This window comes from Micromonospora sp. NPDC001898 (genome assembly GCF_042891255.1).
Taxonomy (GTDB): domain Bacteria; phylum Actinomycetota; class Actinomycetes; order Mycobacteriales; family Micromonosporaceae; genus Micromonospora.
The window spans coordinates 25,666-45,171 of sequence record NZ_JBIATC010000008.1; the positions used below are offsets into that span (position 1 = coordinate 25,666).

13 protein-coding genes, 2 tRNA genes and 1 pseudogene are annotated in these 19,506 nt (G+C 70.0%); 3 read left to right on the forward strand and 13 right to left on the reverse strand.

Annotation, left to right across the window (positions count from 1 at the left end; all coding sequences use genetic code 11):
- Positions 1-2,053 (reverse strand): annotated as a pseudogene (locus tag ACFYZF_RS18815) (hypothetical protein); the annotation flags it as partial.
- Positions 2,054-2,253: 200 nt separating this feature from the next.
- Between ACFYZF_RS18815 and ACFYZF_RS18820 the strand changes: the two are divergent.
- Positions 2,254-3,066, forward strand: coding sequence for a tyrosine-type recombinase/integrase (locus ACFYZF_RS18820; protein ID WP_387022244.1), 813 nt, complete (start codon positions 2,254-2,256; stop codon positions 3,064-3,066).
- 61 nt (positions 3,067-3,127) lie between these two features.
- Here the strand turns inward: ACFYZF_RS18820 and ACFYZF_RS18825 are convergent.
- The 6 genes from ACFYZF_RS18825 to gyrB form a co-directional block, all read right to left on the reverse strand.
- Positions 3,128-3,203 (reverse strand) — tRNA-Ala (locus tag ACFYZF_RS18825).
- A 43-nt stretch (positions 3,204-3,246) separates the two neighbouring features.
- Entirely contained in the window at positions 3,247-3,375 is a 129-nt protein-coding gene (locus ACFYZF_RS18830) for a DLW-39 family protein (protein ID WP_350880278.1), read from the reverse strand.
- Between the two features lie 43 nt (positions 3,376-3,418).
- Positions 3,419-3,492, reverse strand: a tRNA-Ile gene (locus ACFYZF_RS18835).
- A 152-nt stretch (positions 3,493-3,644) separates the two neighbouring features.
- Positions 3,645-4,565: a DUF3566 domain-containing protein gene (locus tag ACFYZF_RS18840; protein ID WP_387022247.1), complete on the reverse strand. Its 921-nt coding sequence runs from the start codon at positions 4,563-4,565 to the stop codon at positions 3,645-3,647.
- Between the two features lie 3 nt (positions 4,566-4,568).
- Positions 4,569-8,351, reverse strand: a complete 3,783-nt coding sequence (gene gyrA / locus ACFYZF_RS18845; protein ID WP_387022249.1) for an intein-containing DNA gyrase subunit A — start codon at positions 8,349-8,351, stop codon at positions 4,569-4,571.
- Between the two features lie 130 nt (positions 8,352-8,481).
- Positions 8,482-10,428 carry a DNA topoisomerase (ATP-hydrolyzing) subunit B gene (gene gyrB, locus ACFYZF_RS18850; protein ID WP_387022252.1) on the reverse strand — a complete coding sequence of 649 codons (1,947 nt, stop codon included), beginning with the start codon at positions 10,426-10,428 and terminating at the stop codon, positions 8,482-8,484.
- Between the two features lie 529 nt (positions 10,429-10,957).
- On the opposite strand from gyrB, the gene ACFYZF_RS18855 reads away from it, so the two are divergent.
- Positions 10,958-11,512 (forward strand): hypothetical protein, encoded by a 555-nt coding sequence (locus ACFYZF_RS18855; protein WP_387022254.1) that lies wholly within the window; start codon positions 10,958-10,960, stop codon positions 11,510-11,512.
- Here ACFYZF_RS18855 and ACFYZF_RS18860 read toward each other — a convergent pair.
- Positions 11,497-11,979 carry a MarR family winged helix-turn-helix transcriptional regulator gene (locus ACFYZF_RS18860; RefSeq protein ID WP_387022256.1) on the reverse strand — a complete coding sequence of 161 codons (483 nt, stop codon included), beginning with the start codon at positions 11,977-11,979 and terminating at the stop codon, positions 11,497-11,499. The genes ACFYZF_RS18855 and ACFYZF_RS18860 overlap by 16 nt on opposite strands.
- Before the next feature lie 103 nt (positions 11,980-12,082).
- Between ACFYZF_RS18860 and ACFYZF_RS18865 the strand changes: the two genes are divergently transcribed.
- Complete coding sequence (locus ACFYZF_RS18865) at positions 12,083-12,310, forward strand: hypothetical protein (RefSeq protein WP_387022259.1); 228 nt, start codon at positions 12,083-12,085, stop codon at positions 12,308-12,310.
- A 3-nt stretch (positions 12,311-12,313) separates the two neighbouring features.
- Here the strand turns inward: ACFYZF_RS18865 and ACFYZF_RS18870 are convergent, their stop codons facing one another.
- The 5 genes from ACFYZF_RS18870 to dnaA form a co-directional block, all read right to left on the reverse strand.
- Positions 12,314-12,886 (reverse strand): DUF721 domain-containing protein, encoded by a 573-nt coding sequence (locus ACFYZF_RS18870; protein WP_387022262.1) that lies wholly within the window; start codon positions 12,884-12,886, stop codon positions 12,314-12,316.
- Between the two features lie 160 nt (positions 12,887-13,046).
- Complete coding sequence (gene recF, locus ACFYZF_RS18875; RefSeq protein WP_387022263.1) at positions 13,047-14,180, reverse strand: DNA replication/repair protein RecF; 1,134 nt, start codon at positions 14,178-14,180, stop codon at positions 13,047-13,049.
- Positions 14,181-14,196: 16 nt separating this feature from the next.
- Complete coding sequence (gnd, locus tag ACFYZF_RS18880; protein ID WP_387022265.1) at positions 14,197-15,069, reverse strand: phosphogluconate dehydrogenase (NAD(+)-dependent, decarboxylating); 873 nt, start codon at positions 15,067-15,069, stop codon at positions 14,197-14,199.
- 41 nt (positions 15,070-15,110) lie between these two features.
- Entirely contained in the window at positions 15,111-16,244 is a 1,134-nt protein-coding gene (dnaN, locus tag ACFYZF_RS18885) for a DNA polymerase III subunit beta (protein ID WP_387022268.1), read from the reverse strand.
- 858 nt (positions 16,245-17,102) lie between these two features.
- Complete coding sequence (gene dnaA / locus ACFYZF_RS18890; RefSeq protein WP_387022271.1) at positions 17,103-18,974, reverse strand: chromosomal replication initiator protein DnaA; 1,872 nt, start codon at positions 18,972-18,974, stop codon at positions 17,103-17,105.
- Positions 18,975-19,506: the final 532 nt, after the last annotated feature.

Below are 19,506 nucleotides of genomic sequence, written 5' to 3' on the forward strand. Positions count from 1 at the left end.
AGGCGTCACGGTTACCAGCGGCCAACTCCCGGTACAGGTCGACGGCCTCCTGACTGGCGGCCAGCGCCTCACCCCGCCGCCCCACCTCCGCCAACTGGACCGCGTGGTTGTTCACCGATCCGGCGAGGTCGGGAAGGTAGGCGTCACGGTTACCAACGGCCAACTCCCGATACAGGTCGACGGCCTCCTGACTGACGGCCAGCGCCTCGACACGCCGCCCCACCTCCCCCAACCGGACCGCGTGGTTGTTCACCGACGCGGCGAGGTTGGGAAGGTAGGCGTCACGGTTACCAGCGGCCAACTCCCGGTACAGGTCGACGGCCTCCTGACTGGCGGCCAGCGCCTCACCCCGCCGCCCCACCTCCGCCAACCGGACCGCGTGGTTGTTCACCGATCCGGCGAGGTCGGGAAGGTAGGCGTCACGGTTACCAACGGCCAACTCCCGGCGCAGGTCGACGGCCTCCTGACTGGCGGCCAGCGCCTCACCCCGCCGCCCCACCTCCGCCAACCGGTTCGCGTGGTTGTTCAGTAAGATCGCTCGGTCATTTGGCTCGGTCGCCCCTGCTGCGGCGTGCAGGGCGTGGGTGGTCAATGCGAGCGCGATCGGGCTGAACTCGATCGACGGGTACGGCACCCGGCGGGCTGTGCGCTGGGCCCAGTCAGGGTCGAGTTCAGCCGTGGTGAGCAGGGCTGTGGCCCGGGGTGCGAGGATTCCGGGGAACTGGAGGCCGACCTGGAGCACCGCCTCGGTCATCACCGGCAGATCCGCGGTCAGCGCCACGTCGATCATCTCCGTGGCGTCAGGCTGGTGGGTTCGGGCACGGCTCAGGACCGTCAACGCCTGCATCACCTGACCGGGAGCCAACCCGTGCAGCATCCTGCTGCGCTCGGCCGAGGTGCTTTCCCGCAGGACCGCGACCGCGAGGTCCTCAGCGAGCAGGTCCGGCTGCAACGTCCCCAACCCACCACCCGTCCCCGCCACCGGGTACAGACCGGACAACCAGTCCACATACCCATCCACCACCTCCGGCAGGGCCCCGCCCAGGCCAGGCACCCGGCGGACCAGGTCCGTGGCCTGCTCACGATCGTCCGCGCCCAGCAGCGCCGCCACGGCGACCAGCCGCCGCAACACGGCGCCGGCAGCGGGCTTACCCGCACCTGGTAGCCCGTCGCAGCGAGCCCGGTGCCGCCAGTACCGGGCCTCATGACCCAGCACCTCAGCCAGCACGTCGTACCGGTCATCACCACGCGGCCCACCCAACACCGCCAGCAAAGCCTGCGCATGCAACCGCAACACCGGAACATCCATACCAACCGGACCCAAGAGAACATCATCCACAGGACGGCGACGCAGCCGACCAGCGAACGCCACCACCGCCTCAGCCACGATCTCCTGCGGGGTGTGATCCTCAATGCGAGCCGGCACCTCGACCACGTTCGATGGCACGGTCAACGCGTCCACCAGATGCGCCTGCGGCGGGTATGCCGCCGACAGCGACGACCACCACAACCCCGCTGACCGGGCCAGCAACAACACCCGCACACCACCGGCCCGCTGCGCGACACACAACAGGTGCGCCAACGCCTGCGGGTCACGGGCCTCGGCGTAATCCACCGTCAGCAGCAACCGGCCCGGCCGGTCACCCGCCTCAAGCAGCCCGACGATCGCCGCCTCCCGGTCGGGTGCCACCGGCCAACACGTCCAGCCCGTCAACCGGCCGGCGAAGTGCCCCGCCAACCGGGTCTTACCCACCCCACCCGCACCCACCAACAGCCGCACCACGCTCGCCGCCGGATCCGCGCACCACCTGTCCAACTCCGCGAGCAGCCACCCACGACCCACGAACCCGACCACCGCCTCCTGCGGACGCAACAGCGACACCACCGACTCCGGCAGCTCCGCCACCAACGCCCCCGCGACCACCCGATCCCGCTGCTCACCCCGCTCCCACGCGGCCCGAGCCCGCTCCAGCACCGACGGCGCGAACGCTGACACCACCGCCGCCGTCGCGCCCGCGACCAAAGTCCACCGCAGCTTGTCATCGGTGACCAACGCCCACACCGCCGCCGCCACGACCACTGCGGGAGCCAATGCCACCCACCAGTAGCGCCGGACCCACCTCACCCCATCCCAAAGCACACCCGCACAATACTGAAGGTGATCGAACCGACACACGGCCGATCGCCCGGGAATGGCATTCGCTCACCGGCATGTGCGTGCGCTGCCACCGCGCGCCGAAATCCTCGTTGAAGTTGTACTTCGAGCTGCTAGACGCCGTCTTGAGCGCGGCGGTGACCGACAAGATCATTCCCGACAATCCCTGTGATGGAGTGAAGCTCGCCCAGGTGCTGCGGGGCGTGTCTCGCGTTCCGAAGTGGGTGCCGACTGAGGATGAGGTGCTTGCACTGCTGGATGCGGTTCCCAACCGGTACAGGGCTGCGGTGTGGTTGGGCGCCGGGCAGGGCTGCCGGTTCGGCGAGATGCTGGGGATGGAGGCCGGCACTCGTTGTGTCGACGGCGGGCGCGGGGAGCTGCACGTCGTCCAGCAGCTGCGCTATGCGCCGCAGGAGTACGGCGGTGTCTACCTGTGCGGACCGAAGTCCGGCTCGTCGGGCACCATCGATCTTGATCCGTTCGTGGGCCAGATGCTGGCCGATCACGTCCGGGACTTCCCACCCGTGCCGGTGGAGATGGTCGACATCACGTCCGGTGAGCCCGTGCGGAGGACAGTGCCGTTGCTGTTCACCACCACGCGGGGCAACGCCTTCACCGACCGCACATGGTCCCGGGAGTGGGCCGGGTGGCGCGATGCCGCTGGTTGGCCCCAGAAGAACGGCGGGTTCCACGCTCTGCGGCACTTCTTCGCCACAACGCTGATCACCAACCACGTCGAGCCGCAGGAGGTGCAGCGGCTGCTTCGACACCGGACGCTGCGGATCACGTTGGAGACCTACGTGCACCGGCTGCCGAAGCGGGACCGGCCCAGCGGGGTCATCGGCTTGGTCCTGAACTCGGCGGCCCAGCGTGCCGACAGGGCCGTCACGCAATGCCAAGATCAAAGGTGACCTGTACCCAGCTTGTACCCGATGATCTTGCGCTTGCATTTGCCCTGGTCAAGGGCGACTTTGGTGGAGCCCAGGGGACTCGAACCCCTAACCCCTGCCTTGCAAAGGCAGTGCTCTGCCAGTTGAGCTAGGGCCCCGAGGGCGGGCGAAGCCGCCGGGAGCTGAGTGTCGGAGAAATGATCAGCGCAGGTCAGGGGCGGTGGTCGCCTCATGCCACAGGGCACGCTCGTCGTTCGAAACCTTGATTTTCCTGACCACCACGGCGGCCACGCCGACAATGCCGGCCAGAATCAGAAGCTTCTTGAACATGGGGCGACCCCTTGCGCTCGACAGCCGTCGGAACCATGTGCGGTGGGGCTAGCTGGAATCGAACCAGCGACCTCAGAGTTATCAGCTCTGCGCTCTAACCGACTGAGCTATAGCCCCGCGTGGCGACGGCCAAGGTTAACGCATCCGCCCGCCGCGCCCCAAATCGGGGGCCGGTGACGAGTCCGTGCTCGCCGTACCCCCCTGAAACTACCCGGACGCACGACGCCGGGGCGACCGCTTTACGCGGCGCGCCCCGGCGTCGGGTGCGATCAGTCCCGCTCGGCGAGCGTCAGCTCGATCCCGCCGACCAGGTCGGCGCAGACGTTGTAGACGAACGCGCCGAGGGTGGCGAGCGCGGTGAACAGGACGACGTTGACCAGACCGATCAGGGCGGAGCTGAGGATCACGCCCTTGGCGGTGATCTGGAAGCCGCTCGTGCTCTGCCCACCGGCGTTGACCAGGTCGCTCAGGCTCTCGTTGACACTCTGGAACACACCCATCGCGTCCAGCGCCAGGTAGAGCACCGAGGTGGCGACCACCACCACGATGAAGAGCACCACGGAGACGGCGAAGGCGAACTTCATCACGGACCAGGGGTCGATCCGCTTGAGGTTCAGCCGGGCCCGCCGCGGCCCGCGGGACGCGGCGGAGCTGACCGAGGTACGCGCGGCACGTACCGCTTCACCGACCCGGGCAGCACCGACGGCCGAGGCCGACGACCCGGCGACCCCCGGCGGCAGCCCGCCGCCGTTGGCGGGGCGCCCCCCCGCGCTCGGACGGGTGCCGTCCGGGCGCGGGTTGGCCGTGCCGCCACCGACACGCGGCAGTGTGCCGGTGGCGGCGCTGCCGGTCGACTGGCCGCTTCCTGTCCGGATCGGCGCTGTCGTCCCCGGGCGGGCGGCGCTGCCTGTCCCCGCGGCCGGAGCGGCCGGAGCGGCCACGGAGGTGGGCGCGTCGACGTCGGATGTCTCCGTCTTGTCACCGGCCCCCGAGTCGTCGCCGGGGGTTTCCGGCGGCGGCGCCATACCCGGAGCCCGGGTGAACTTCGGGGCAGGCGCGTCGGCGGGGACCGTCGCCCGGCCCACGGCCGCGCGGCCGGTCGCTGGTGCGCCGCCCTTCGCGGCGGCCTCCTCGTCGACCGGGTTGGCCGAGGTCCCCTTGTTCCCCGACTTCGCCTGTGTCTCCGTCATCAACTAGTCCTGTTCGTCAGGCTCGTCGGCATTGCGAGCAATCGCCACGATAGTCACGCCGTCCGGGAGGTCCATCAGCTTGACCCCCATTGTGTTCCGGTCACGCGTACGGCGTACAGGCTTCACCGGAGTCCGGATGACGCCACCGTTGCTGGTGATCGCGAACAGCTCGTCGTCCGGGTCGATCACCACAGCGCCGACCAGACCACCGCGTCGCTCGGTGATCTTCGCAGTCAGCACGCCCTTACCTCCCCGGCCCTGGACCGGGTATTCCTCGATCGGGGTACGTTTCGCGTATCCCCCGTTCGTGGCCACCAGCACGTCCAGCCCCTCACGCACGACCTCCATCGCGAGCAGGACGTCGTCGTCGCTGAACCGCATGCCGATCACGCCCGACGTGGCCCGGCCCATCGGCCGCAGCGCCTCGTCGGTGGCGTTGAAGCGGATCGCCTGGGCGTTCTTGGAGACCAGCAGCAAATCGTCGGACGGGGCGACCAGGGCAGCACCGACCAACTCGTCCTCATCGCGCAGGTTGATCGCGATGATTCCGCCGGAACGGTTGGAGTCGAACTCCTCGAGCCGCGTCTTCTTCACCAGGCCGTTCTTCGTGGCCAGTACCAGGTAGGGGGCCACCTGGTAGTTCGGAATTTCAATGATCTGCGCGATCTGCTCGTCCGGTAGGAAAGCGAGCAGATTGGCCACGTGCTGGCCCTTGGCTACCCTACTGGCTTCCGGAAGCTCGTACGCCTTGGCCCGGTACACGCGACCCTTGTTCGTGAGGAACAGGATCCAGTCGTGGGTCGAGCAGACGAAGAAGTGGCTGACGATGTCGTCCTGCCGCAGCGTGGCCCCGCTGACGCCCTTGCCGCCGCGGCGCTGGGAGCGGTACAGATCGACCTTGGTCCGCTTCGCGTACCCGGTGCGGGTGATGGTGACCACCACGTCCTCGCGGGCGATGAGGTCCTCCATCGAGACCTCCCCGTCGAACGGCAGGATCTTCGTCCGCCGCTCGTCGCCCCACTTCGCGATGATCTCGCCGAGCTCCTCCGAGACGATCCGCCGCTGCCGCTCCGGCTTGGCCAGGATGTCCTTGAGATCGGCGATCTCGATCTCGAGCTTGGCCAGGTCGTCGAGGATCCGCTGCCGCTCCAGGGCGGCGAGCCGGCGCAGCTGCATGTCCAGGATCGCGGTGGCCTGGATCTCGTCGATCTCCAGCAGCCGGATCAGGCCCTGCCGGGCGTCCTCGACGGTCGGCGACCGCCGGATCAGGGCGATCACCTCGTCGAGGGCGTCCAGCGCCTTCGACAGGCCGCGCAGGATGTGCGCCCGCTCCTCGGCCTTGCGCAGCCGGAACGCGGTCCGCCGCCGGATCACCTCGATCTGGTGCTCGACGTAGTACCGCAGGAACTGGGCCAGGTTCAGCGTGCGCGGCACGCCGTCGACCAGCGCCAGCATGTTGGCGCCGAAGGTCTCCTGGAGCTGGGTGTGCTTGTAGAGGTTGTTGAGCACCACCTTGGCGACCGCGTCGCGCTTGAGCACGAGCACGATCCGCATTCCGGTACGCCCGGAGGACTCGTCCCGGATGTCGGCGATGCCGGCGAGCTTGCCCTCCTTGATCAGCTCGGCGATCCGCTCGGCGAGGTTGTCGGGGTTGACCTGGTAGGGCAACTCGCTGACCACCAGGCAGGGTCGGCCCCGCTTGTCCTCCTCGACCTCCACCACGGCCCGCATCCGGATCGACCCACGGCCCGTCCGGTACGCGTCCTGGATGGCCTGGGTGCCGACGATCAGGCCATGGGTGGGGAAGTCCGGGCCCTTGACGATCTCGATTAGCGCGTCGAGGGTGGTCGCCTCGTCGACTTCCGGGTTCTCCAGGCACCACTGCACGGCCGCGCCGATCTCGCGCAGGTTGTGCGGCGGGATCTTGGTGGCCATGCCGACCGCGATGCCCTCGGAGCCGTTGATCAGCAGGTTCGGGATGCGGGACGGCAGGATGGTGGGCTCCTTGGCCCGGCCGTCGTAGTTGTCCTGGAGGTCGACGGTGTCCTCGTCGATGTCCCGCAGCATCTCCATCGCCAGCGGGTCGAGCTTGCACTCCGTGTTGTGGCTGACGAAGCCGTCGGAGACGAACGAGTGGTCGTCCGTGTCCACCCGAATGCTGTAGACCGGCCGCACCCCGGCGTCGGTGACGCTGGTCACCTCGGCGTAGTAGAACCGACCGTCGACCAGGGGCTCGACCACGTCGAGCACCTCGGTGTTCGTGATCCGGGCAGCGATCTCCTCGCGGTCCCGCTCCCAACGCTCGATCCGGTCGACGTTGTGCCGGCGCAGCCAGTCGCGCTCGGTCCACCGGCTCGCACCGTGCTCGCGGATGAAGTCGCCGACCAGCGGGACGTGATCGCTGGAGAGCGCGGTGCTGGTGGCCGGGACGGCGGCCAGCTCCGACTCCAGCTTGGCCTGCTTGCGGCCGAGGAAACCGACGTGGGCTGCGAAGATGCGGGCATCCCGCCGGTGGGTGACGACGACCTTGATCTCGCCGTCGTCGTACCGGCACTGCCGGCTGACCACACCGAACTCCAGCAGGAGCTGCTGCACCTCGCGGGCCAGCCGCTCGCTGCGAGTGGAGTACGAGACCTGAATGGTGTTGCGGGGCAGCATCGACGACGACCCGTCGCCCTCGAAGAGCGCCTGGAGGAAGGCCCGCTTGATCGCCGCCGGCCCCTGCCAGACGAACTCCGGCACGAACTTCTCTGCGCTCCGCGCGCCGACCAGTTCACCGAGGATGCTCGCCCGAAGCGCGGAAAGGTTCTGGACGTCGATCTCGTGCAGCAGGCTGCCGGAGGCGATGGTGCGCTGGCTGACGTAGCGCGGGCCGCCGACGGCGAGGTCGTAGGCCGCGAGGACCCGGATGAAGAATTCCCGGTCGACGTTGTTGAAGCCGGCCCGCTCCTCGGACACCCAGCCCTCGCTGACGAAGGCGCCGGCGAGGACGGCGGCCTCGACGTGCTCCAGCATCGGGTAGCCGATCTCGTCCGGCACCGTGCGCTGGAGAACCACCCGGTCGCCCGGGGAAATCTCGGCGAGCAGCTTCCAGAGCAGGGTCGGCACGCCGGCCACGTCCACCAGGCAGAGCACCGGGTGGTTGTGGGTGCCGGCCAGCTCGTACCCCTCGCGGGTGCGCAGCCGCAGCGTGGGGTGCTCGCCGGAGTGGAAGAACTTGGAGGCGCGGACCAGGTCGCCGTTGCGGTCGCGGACCTTGAGCTCGACGTCGGTCTCACTGCCCGGTGTCGCGTCGGGGACGAGGTCGCCGATCCGCACGCTGCCGTTGGCGGCACGAATACGGACATCTCCGGTCAGACAATATCTCATCGCCGCAGCAGGATCGTTACCGGGCGAGCCGAAGTTGCCGTTGCCGTCGACCAGCGGGTAGCGCAGCGACCAGGGCTGCGCCATCCGGACCAGCGCGTCGTAGATGGCCGAGTCGCCGTGCGGGTGGAACTGGCCCATCACGTCGCCGACGACCCGGGAGCACTTGACGTAGCCACGGTCCGGCCGGTAGCCGGAGTCGAACATGGCGTAGAGGATCTTGCGGTGGACCGGCTTGAGCCCGTCCCGGACGTCCGGCAGCGCCCGCCCGACGATGACGCTCATCGCGTAGTCGAGGTAGGAGCGCTGCATCTCCACCTCGAGCCCTACCGGCTCGATGCGGTCATGCGCCACGACTGCGGCGGCAGCGGCCTCGGGGACCTCGGGCTCGCTCGGGGTGGACTCGGGGGTATCGGTCACTGTTAACCCTTATCAGAATCAGAGTCGGTTTCGTGCTGTGGATAACCGCTGTGGAAACCGGCCAGGCTGTGGATAACCCTGTGGATCGGCGGACCGCCCGGTGGACGACCGGGGCGGCCCGCCGAGTCCGTCAGATGTCCAGGAAGCGGACGTCCTTGGCGTTGCGCTGGATGAACGAGCGACGCGCCTCGACGTTCTCACCCATCAGCACGCTGAACAGCTCGTCCGCGGTCGCCGCGTCGTCGAGCGTGACCTGCCGCAGGGTGCGGGTGCCCGGGTTCATCGTGGTCTCCCAGAGCTCGGGATAGTTCATCTCGCCGAGACCCTTGAACCGCTGGATGTCGTCCGGCTTGGCGTTCGGCTTCTTCTGCTGGCGCAGCGCGATCAGCCCGTCCCGCTCCCGGTCCGAGTACGCGTACTGCGCGTCGTCGCCCTTCTTGTTCCACTTGATTTTGTAGAGCGGCGGAGCGGCCAGGTAGACGTTGCCCATCTCGACCAACGGACGCATGAAGCGGAACAGCAGGGTGAGCAGCAACGTCTGGATGTGCTGGCCGTCGACGTCCGCGTCGGCCATGAGCACCACCTTGTGGTACCGCAGCTTCTCCATGTCGAAGTCGTCGTGGATGCCGGTGCCCAGCGCGGTGATCAGCGCCTGGACCTCGTTGTTCTTCAGCACCCGGTCGATCCGGGCCTTCTCCACGTTGAGGATCTTGCCGCGAATCGGCAGGATCGCCTGGGTCCGCGGGTCGCGGCCCTGCTTCGCCGAGCCGCCGGCCGAGTCGCCCTCGACGATGAACACCTCGGACTCGCGCGGGTCGGTGGACTGGCAGTCGGCCAGCTTGCCCGGCATCGAGCCGGACTCCAGCAACGACTTGCGCCGAGCCAGCTTGCGCGCCTGCTGCGCGGCGATCCGGGCTCGGGCCGCCTGGGACGCCTTGGTGATGATCATCTTGGCCTCGGCCGGGTTACGGTCGAACCAGTCGACCAGCCGGTCGTTGCAGACCCGCTGCACGAAGCTCTTCACCGGAGTGTTGCCGAGCTTGGTCTTGGTCTGGCCCTCGAACTGCGGGTTCGCCAGCTTGACCGAGATGATCGCGGCCAGGCCCTCCCGGATGTCCTCGCCGGAGAGCTTCTCATCGCCCTTGAGCAGCTTCTTCTCCGCGCCGTAGCGGTTGACCACGCCGGTCAGCGCGGACCGGAAGCCCTCCTCGTGGGTGCCGCCCTCGTGGGTGTTGATCGTGTTGGCGAAGGTGTAGACCGACTCGCCGTACGACTCGTTCCACTGCATGGCGATCTCGACCGACATGCCCTCCTCCTCGGCACCGAACTCGACCACCGTCTTGTGGATCGGGTTCTTCGAGGCGTTGAGGTGCCGGACGAAGTCGGCGATGCCGCCCTTGTAGCAGAAGGTGACCTCGCGCGGCTTGCCCTCCTCGCCCTCCGGGACCCGCTCGTCGAGCAGGTGGATGGTGAGGCCGCGGTTGAGGAAGGCCATCTCCTGGATGCGGCGGTAGATGGTCTGGAAGTCGAAATCGACGGTCTCGAACACGTCGGGGTCGGGCCAGAAACTGACCGTCGAGCCGGTGCGGTCGGTGGTCTCGCCCTTGTCCAGCGGGCCCGGCTTGGAGTTGGTGTACTTCTGCCGCCAGACGAAGCCGGACTTGTGGATCTCCACCGCCATCCGGCTGGAGAGGGCGTTGACGACGGACACGCCGACGCCGTGCAGACCGCCGGACACGGCGTACGCCTTGCCGTCGAACTTGCCGCCGGCGTGCAGCACGGTCAGCGCCACCTCGACGCCCGGCTTCTTCAACTTGGGGTGCAGGTCGACCGGGAAGCCCCGGCCGTTGTCGGTGACCTGGACCCCGCCGTCGGCCAGCAGCACCACGTCGATGGTGTCGCAGTGTCCGGCCAGCGCCTCGTCGACGGCGTTGTCGACGACCTCCCACACCAGGTGGTGCAGACCGCGCTCACCGGTCGACCCGATGTACATGCCGGGCCGCTTACGGACCGCCTCCAGCCCTTCGAGGACGGTGATCGACTCGGCGCCGTACTCCTGCTTGTCCTGCGCTGCCACCCTCGGCCACTTTCTCGCGCCCCCGAGCCGGCAAGCGGCGCGTCGGACGCGGGTTCGGCGGACAGGACGCGACGTCGGCGCGCGGCCCGAGACCGGTGGAAACCGGGGTACGGGCCGGAACGCCGGTCGCCGCGGTTGCCCGCGGATCGCGATCGGCTAGACCCGACGTGGAACAATGATCTCGGACCTTTGGTGGGCCCGCGCCCGTCGTTCCGTGTCGGGTCTTCGTCTCGCCTCAATCTTACTGTGCGCGGACGACAGAACCGCCACTCGGCACCCCTTTCGCGGCGGCTGAGACCTCCGTAGCCGGCCGAACCGCGCCACCCACGACTCCCCCTACACGCCAAGCTCCGATCGGCGGGCGGCGTCGCCGCCGATCGGGCCGGGACGCTCAGGGGCCGGGGTCGCGTCGGGGCCCGCGACGGGCGTACGTTTGCGGCGCCCAGCGTGGCTGGTCTTGATCTTTTCCGGTCGGAACCGGACGATCGACCCGAACGATCCGACACGTGCTCTCAAGGGGTGACGCCAGATGGGGCTGGACAACGTCGCGGTGCACTGGCCGCGGACCGGCCGCTTCTACGACCCGGTCGCACCGGCCGAGTTCGTCGATTTCGGCGAGATCGTCGACCTGCCGCGGATCTCCGCGCCGACGGCGGCCCTCGCGGAACACATCGCCAAGACCGGGACCGTCCGGGCCACGGCGTACACCGAGCTGGTCGATCTCCTGCTCGGGCTGGAGAATGTGCTCTACGCCACGGACGCCGCCGCCGAGGACGAGGACCCGGTGATCGACCCGGACGGCTGCGCCTGGGTCGCCGGCGGGGTCGAGCGCTTCGTGGCCGGGCACCGCCCGCACGGGGAGACGGTCGACTTCGACTCGGTGAGCGCCGTACTGCGCGGCCTGCTCGCCGACGGTCGCCTCGCCGAGCAGCAGCTGCGCTGGCTGGGCAGCCGGCTGGACGCGCTGCGCGACGAGAACGGCGACCCGCCGCAGTGGGACTTCACCTGCGCCGAGCTGGGCGTGCTGGCGGCCTTCTACCGCCGTTGCGCCGACCGCGGCTTCGCGGTCTACGCCGACGCCTGACCGGGGTTCACACCGCCCCCGCCGGCCCGGTTCGTCGCCGCGATCACCCGGGTCAGGACGGCGTGCAGGTCCCGCAACTCCTCGATCGGCATCCCGAGCCGCCGCACGATCGCCGGCGGGATCTCCTCGGCGCGCGCACGCAGCGCCTCGCCGCCCACGGTGAGCGTCACAGCCAGGCTGCGCTCGTCGGCGGGGTCGCGCTCCCGCCGGACGTACCCGTTGGCCTCCAGGCGCTTGAGCAGCGGTGACAGCGTCCCTGGGTCGAGCTGCAACAGGCGGCTGAGCTCCCGTACGGACAGCGGCGCATGCTGCCACAGCGCGAGCATGACCAGGTACTGCGGATGGGTCAGCCCCATCGGCTCCAGCAGTGGACGGTAGACGGCGACCACGCCCCGCGCCGCCACGGAGAGCGCGAAGCACACCTGCTCCTCCAGGGCCAGGGGATCGCCCTCAAGCTGGTCGGACACCGCAGGCCTCCTCGTCGTCGCCGTTGCGATCCTAGCAACGATTGGTGTACCAATTATTGGTGCACGAAATGTTTCCGGGCGCGGCGCGGGAGAGGCCAGGCGGATGAGCGACGACAAGCAGGTGGGCGACTCCTCGGGCAGGGGCGGCCGCCTCATGGGCTGGGTGTTCCGCAACCTCGCCGGCCCCTCCGAGGTGCAGGGAGCGGTGCAGGGCGGCTCGCGCCATGCCCGGGAGGCGTGGAAGCAGGACCTGGAAAGGCGTAAGCAGTGGAGCCGTGATCAGCGGGAACGTAAACGCGCCGAGCGAGAGGCCCAGCGTCCCGGCCACTGACCGTCAGCCGTAGGTGTCGCGTGGGCCCCGCCCCCGGACCCTGCGCGGCCCCCGCGACCAGGACGGCGCGGCCGGGCCATGAATGTGCAGCTTGCGCACCACGTTGTGGCCCACCTCGCTGGCGATCTTCTTGAGCAGGGAACCGGCGAGCAGCCGTAGTTGGGTCGCCCACGCGGTGGACCGGGCCTCCACGGTCAGCTCGCCGTTCTCCAGCTTTACCGGACGGCTGTTCTGGGCCACCTCGGAGCCGACCACTCGTTCCCACGCGCCAAAGACCGTCGCCTCGGCGGCCGGCTGCTCCCAGCCGCGCGCCTTGACCAGCCGGTTGAGCACGGCGCTCAGCGGCTGAGGGTCACGCGGATCCGGCCCCGGGCCCGAGTAGCCGCGCAGCCGCCGACCGCCCTCGCCGTCGCCGGACACCACGCTGCGCCGGCGGGTCCGGGCCGCCGAGTCACGGCGGGCCTTCGCGGCGTCCAGCACCGCCCGGGCCAGCTCCGGCCCCGCCGCCCCTGCGGAGCCGTCGTTGCCGCCACCGTCACCAGCACCGGTGCCGGCGACCGCTGGACCGTCGGCCACCGGACCGTCGGGCCGCCCGGCACCATCGGCCGGCGGTGCCGACTGGCCGCCGTCGCGCCGCCCGGCCCGGCGCGGCGCGCCCCCACCCCCGGCCGGAGCCCCGCCGGCCGGGGTACGTCCCGGACGCGACGGCCCGAGGCGAGCCGGTGGAAGCTCCCGCTCAGCCGACACGGCGCACCGTCCCCTCGCCGACCTGGTACCGGGCGCCCCGCAGGCCGGTCGGCACGTCGTCGTCCACGGCGCAGGTCACCAGCACCTGGCTGGCCCCGCCGACCAGCTCCGCCAGCCGCTCCCGGCGACCCACGTCCAGCTCGGCGAAGACGTCGTCGAGCACCAGCACCGGCTCGATGCCGTCGGATCGGAGCAGGTCGTACCCGGCCAGCCGCAGCGCCAGCGCGAGCGACCAGGACTCGCCGTGGCTGGCGTACCCCTTCGCGGGCAGCGGGCCGAGGTTGAGCACCAGATCGTCGCGGTGCGGGCCGACCAGGGTGATGCCCCGCTCGACCTCGGCCGACCGGGACTCGGCCAGCGCCGCCGTCAACGCCTCGACCAGCGCCGCCCGGTCGGGCGTCGGGTCGGTCAGCTCCACCGACGGTCGGTACGTGACACCGGCCGCGCCCCGGCCAGCCGCCACCGTGTCGTACGCCTTGGTGACGTGCGGGCCGAGCGCGGCGACCAACTCCAGCCGGCCGGCGAGCAGCTCGGCGCCGTGCCGGGCCAGGTGGGTGTCCCAGACGGCGAGGGTGGCCAGGTCTCCGCCCCGCGACCCGCCGGTCTTGCGGGCCAGGTACGCGGTACGCAACAGGGCGTTGCGCTGCTTGACCACCCGCTCGTAGTCGGCGCGCACCCCGGCGTACCGGGGCTGGCGGTTGACCAGCAGGTCGTCGAGGTAGCGGCGGCGCTCGGCCGGGTCGCCCCGGACGAGTTCCAGGTCCTCCGGAGCGAACAGCACCAGCCGCAGCGCGCCGAGCACGTCGCGGGCCCGCCGGGCCGGCGAGCGCCCCAACCGAGCCCGGTTGGCCTTGCCCGGCACGATCTCAAGCTCGACCAGCAGCTCGCGCCCGTCGTGCACCACGGCGCACCGGATCACCGCGGAGGACGCCCCCATCCGAACCAGGGGGGCGTCCGTGGCGACCCGGTGCGAGTCCAGGGTCGCCACGTAGCCCAGCGCCTCGGCCAGGTTGGTCTTGCCGACGCCGTTGGCGCCGGTCAGGACGTTCGGACCCGGCTCCAGATCGACGCCGACCCGCTCGTACGAGCGGAAGTCGACCAGTTCGAGCCGGCGGACGTACACAGGCTGTGGATACCGCTCAGCGCTTGTGGACGGCGTGCCCGCCGAACTGCTGGCGCAGCGCGGCGACGGCCTTCATCGCGGGCGAGTCGTCCTGCCGCGAGGCGAACCGGGCGAACAGCGACGCGGTGATGACGTTCAACGGCACAGCCAGCCGGACTGCCTCGTCGACCGTCCACCGGCCCTCGCCGGTGTCCTCGGTGTAGCCGCTCAGCTCGGCCAGCTCCGGGTCCTCGTCGAGGGCGCGGTCGAGCAGGTCGAGCAGCCAGGAGCGGACGACGGTGCCCTCGCGCCAGGACTTGAACACGCCCGGCACGTTGGTCACGATCTCCGACTTGGCAAGCAGCTCGTAGCCCTCGGCGTAGGCGTGCATCAGGCCGTACTCGATGCCGTTGTGCACCATCTTGGCGTAGTGGCCGGCACCGACCGGGCCGGCGTGCACGAAGCCGAACTCGCCGGCCGGCTTGAGCGCCTCGAAGATCGGCAGCAGCCGGTCGACGTGCTCCTGCGCGCCGCCGACCATCAGGCCGTACCCGTTCTGCTTGCCCCAGACGCCGCCGGAGACGCCGACGTCGAGGTAGCCGATGCCCTGCTCCGCGAGCCGCTCGGCGCGGGGCCCGTCGTCGCTGAACCGGGAGTTGCCGCCGTCGATGATGATGTCGCCCGCGCCGAGCACGCCGGCGAGGTCGTCGATGGTCGTGTCGGTGACGCCGGCCGGGACCATCACCCAGACGGCGCGGGGCGCGTCGAGCTTGTCGACCAGCTCGGCCAGGCTCGCGGCGTCGCTCAGCTCCGCGTTGCGGTCGTAGCCGACCACCTCGTGCCCGGCGGCGCGCAAACGCTCACGCATGTTGCCGCCCATCCGGCCGAGTCCTACCAGGCCGAGCTGCATCTGTTCCTACCTCCGGTGCGTCTGGATCAAGAAGTGTGCGATCAGCGGGAGACGCGGATCGGCATGATCAGGTACCGGTACCCCGAGACGACCTCACCATCCTCGCCTGCGGGGGAAATCACCGCCGGCTTGAACGCGTCGACGAACGTGAGCAGCGCGAACTGGGCACCCAGGTTGTTCAGGCCGTCGATCAGGTACTGCGGGTTGAAGCCGATGGTCAGCGCCTCACCGGTGAAGGTGGCGTCCATGGCCTCGCTTGCCCGGGCCTCCTCGGTGCCGCCTGCCTCGACGACGAGCCCGTCGGAGCTGAAGCTGAGCAGCACCGGGGTGGTGCGCTCGGCGACCAGGGCCACCCGCTTCACGACCTCGATCAGGGTGCTCACCGCCACCCGGGCCTCGGCGTTGTGGCTGCTCGGGAACAGCGAGCGGACCGGCGGGTAGTTCGCGCCGTCGAGCAGCCGGCTGGTGGTGCGCCGGGTGCCGCCGGAGAAACCGATCATGCCCTCGCCGGCTGCGCCCTGGGAAAGCGCCATGGTGACCTGGCCGCCGAGCGGGCCGAGGGCCTTGGCGGTGTCGTGCAGGGTCCGGGCCGGCACGAGGGCGTTGATGCTCACCTCGGGGTTGTCCGGGTTCCACTCCATCTCGCGTAGGGCGAGGCGGTACCGGTCGGTGGCGAGCATGGCCAGGTTGCCGCCGGAGAGCTCGATCCGGACACCGGTCATCATCGGCAGGGTCTCGTCCCGGCCGGCGGCCACGGCGACCTGGGCAACGGCGGCGGCGAACGCCGCAGCGTCGACAGTGCCGGCGCTCTCCGGCATCTCCGGGAGGGCGGGGTAGTCCTCCACCGGCATGGTGGGCAGGGTGAACCGGGCACTGCCGCAAACCAGTTCCAGATGCGCGCCTACTGCGGCGATGTCGACCGGCTTGGCCGGAAGCGCCTTGGTGATCTCGGCGAGCAGCCGCCCGGAGACCAGCGCGGCACCGTCGGCGTCGCCCTGCACCTCGACGGTCACCTGGCTGGAGACCTCGTAGTCGAAGCCGGAGACCTGCAGGTTGCCGTCGGTGACCCGGAGCATCACGCCGGCCAGCACCGGTACGGACGGCCTGCTGGGCAGGCTCTTCGCGGTCCACGCCACGGCCTCGGCGAGCGCGTCGCGCTCTACTCGGAACTTCATCAATGCCTCCGCGTCGACGTCAGCGACAACTCTCTCATGCCGACCGCTGCCTACCGTCCCGCCCGACCGTGCGGGTACCCATCGCACCTTAGGGCGCGGGGGCATCGGCTGTGCGCCCGACCCCGCGGATCGTGTCGGTGCCGGACGGGCTGTCCCCGGCCGTTCCGACCCGATCCACAGGAAGTCCAACGGTGATGATTGGTTTTTGTTCTCTTAGAAGAAGAAACTCATCGTCTTCATCGCACCTGTGGAAACTGTGGAAAACCGACGTCTGGGCAGGTCAGGTAGGTTATCCACCGGTGGATTGGCTGTGGAGAACCGGGGGTACAACCGGCCCCGCGATCCACAGGCCGTCCGGGAGCGCCCAGTTCTCCACAGCCGTCCACCGGTTATCCACCGGTTATCCACCGACTTTCTCCCCAGACCTGTGGACGGCCCGACCCGCTCGGACCGCCGTCGTCCCCAGAACCTTCAACAGGAAATCCACAGGGCCTCTCAGATCGGTGGACAACGTCTGCGTTGTCCCCAGGCGTCCACAGCCTCGTCCCCAGGGTTTTCCACAGCCTGTGGGTAACCGGCTCGGGGCGGACGGTAGTTTTCCACCGGCTGTGGAAAACCGGCTGTGGAAAACCGGCGGCGGCTGTGGACAACGAGCAGCGCTGGTGGACGGGCATCGCCCGATTCTGTGGCCTCAACCCGGTCGAGGGTCCAGCCCGAACCGCACGGGGACGCCCTGTGGACAACGGAACCGTCGGGCGGAATGTGTCCGGGGTCACCCGCCTCCGAACGCGCGAACGCCCGGCCGGGTCCGGCCGGGCGTCGGATGCTCACGCCGCGGGTAGGCGGCGGGCGTACGGCTCAGGTGGTCTGCTTGATCCGGTTGGTCAGCTCGGCGATCTGGTTGTAGAGCGAGCGGCGCTCCGCCATCTGCTGACGGATCTTCCGGTCGGCGTGCATGACGGTGGTGTGGTCCCGGCCCCCGAACGCCTGCCCGATCCGGGGCAACGACAGGTCGGTCAGCTCGCGGCACAGGTACATGGCCACCTGGCGGGCGTTGACCAGCACCCGGGACCGGGAGTGCCCGCGCAGGTCCTCCAGGCTGACCCCGAAGTAGTCGGCGGTGGAGACCATGATCTGGTCAGCGGTGATCTCGGGGCCGGCACCGTCGGGGATGAAGTCCCGCAGCACCTCCTCGGCCAGCGAGAGTTCCACGGTCGACCGGGTGAGGCTGGCGAACGCGGTGACCCGGATCAGCGCACCCTCCAACTCCCGGATCGAGTTCGACACCCGCGAGGCGATGAACTCCAGCACGTCCGGCGGGGCGTACAGCCGCTCCTGGGCCGCCTTCTTCTGCAGGATCGCGATCCGGGTCTCCAGGTCCGGTGGCTGGATGTCAGCCAGCAACCCCCACTCGAACCGGGTCCGCAGCCGGTCCTCCAGCGTGGCGAGCTGCTTCGGTGACCGGTCTGAGGTGATCACGATCTGCTTGTTGGCGTTGTGCAGGGTGTTGAAGGTGTGGAAGAACTCCTCCTGGGTCCGCTCGCGGTTCTCCAGGAACTGGATGTCGTCGATCAGCAGGATGTCGACGTCGCGGTAGCGGCGCTGGAACGCGCTGGTCTTGTCGTCCCGCAGCGAGTTGATGAAGTCGTTGGTGAACTCCTCGGTCGAGACGTACCGGACCGAGCGTGCGTTGCCGAGCGTGGTGGCGTAATGCCCGATGGCGTGCAGCAGGTGGGTCTTCCCCAGCCCGGAACTGCCGTAGATGAACAGCGGGTTGTACGCCTTCGCGGGCGACTCGGCCACCGCGACCGAGGCGGCGTGCGCGAACCGGTTGGACGAGCCGATGACGAACGTCTCGAACATGTACTTCGGGTTGAGCCGGTTCCCGCCGGCCTCCGCGCCGCCGGGCCGCCGGTCGTCCCGGCCGCCGGGCCGGTGATCCGCGACGCTGCGCCCCGGACCGCTGTCCGTCGCGCCGTCGCGGGGCAGCCGTGGGCCGCTCGCCGGTCCGGCGTCGCGGTACCGGGGCTCGTAGGGCCGGCTGTCGGCACCCGAGCGCCCCTCGTAGCCGCGCCGGCCCGGCGAAGGTGGTTCGGCGAAAGCGGCGCTGAACAGCGGTTCCTGGGCGTCCCGGCTGGCCGGCACCAGCCCCGGCCGGTGACCGTCGGAGCGCGCGGGGGCGTCATCCTCCGACGGGTGCTCCGACGTGTCGCGCTCCGGGTAGCCGGTGTCCTCGCGCCCGGAACCGGCCGGTCGGCCGCGGCCGGCGTGGGCCTGCTCACCCCGGTCCGGGTACCCGGGGGCGGGGAAGCCGGGCTCCGGCTCGTGCCGGTCCGCTCCCTGCCCGTCGTAGCCGCGGGCGTCGAAGCCGGGCGGGCCGTCGAAGCCGGGCGGGCCGTCGAAGCCGGGCGGGCCGTCGGCATCGGGGGCGCTGCGGTAGACCGTGCCCGCCGGGCGTCCGCCCGCGTCCTCGGCCACCCGAACGGTGACGGCCACCTGGATCGGCCGGCCGAGCCGCCGGGTCAGCGCCTCGGTGATGGCGGGCCGCAGCCGGGACTCGATCACGTCGCGGGTGAACGCGTCCGGGACGGAGAGCAGTGCGGTGTCCTCCACGATCGCGCGGAGGCGGGTGAGCCGCAGGTACGCGCGTTGCTGCGCGGAGATGATCTCATCGGCGAGCTCGTCCGTGGTCGCGGTCCACACCGCGGCAAGGTCGGTAGTACCGGCCACCGTCGTGCCACCCCCTCGCCTCTGCTCCCGACCGCCGCTGGTCCAGCCCGAACGGCTGACCGGTCGTCGTTATCCACAAGTTATCCACAGCCTGTGTACCGACCGATTGTGGCCTCCCGCCGGACGCGGGTCGGACCTGCCCCCTGTCTGGGCGGGCGCTGAAGCGGGTTCCACCGTGCCGAACGATTCACTACCTTGTCCGGTCTTGCCTGCCGACGCCAATCGGCTGCCGGCGCGGACCGCAAACGCGCACGCTAACAGCGGGGGGCGGGGCCCATCAACCGTCACCGCGTGGCACCCTTGTCGGCATCAGTGAAAACCACCGCTTCGGTCGCGCTCGCGGCCTGGCGGGGCCGTCGTACGAGGTGTTTGACGGTCATTGCCCCCCTGCGTAGGCTGGAGCGGCTGCTCTACCGCCCTCTGCTAGGGTGGTGCGTGCTTGCTGTCCGCGGTCGTCCTCCCCGCATAATCGGGGTCCCGCGCCCTCGGGCAGCACCGATCGGGGCCACCGCCGAGGGTGGCCTGGACCACC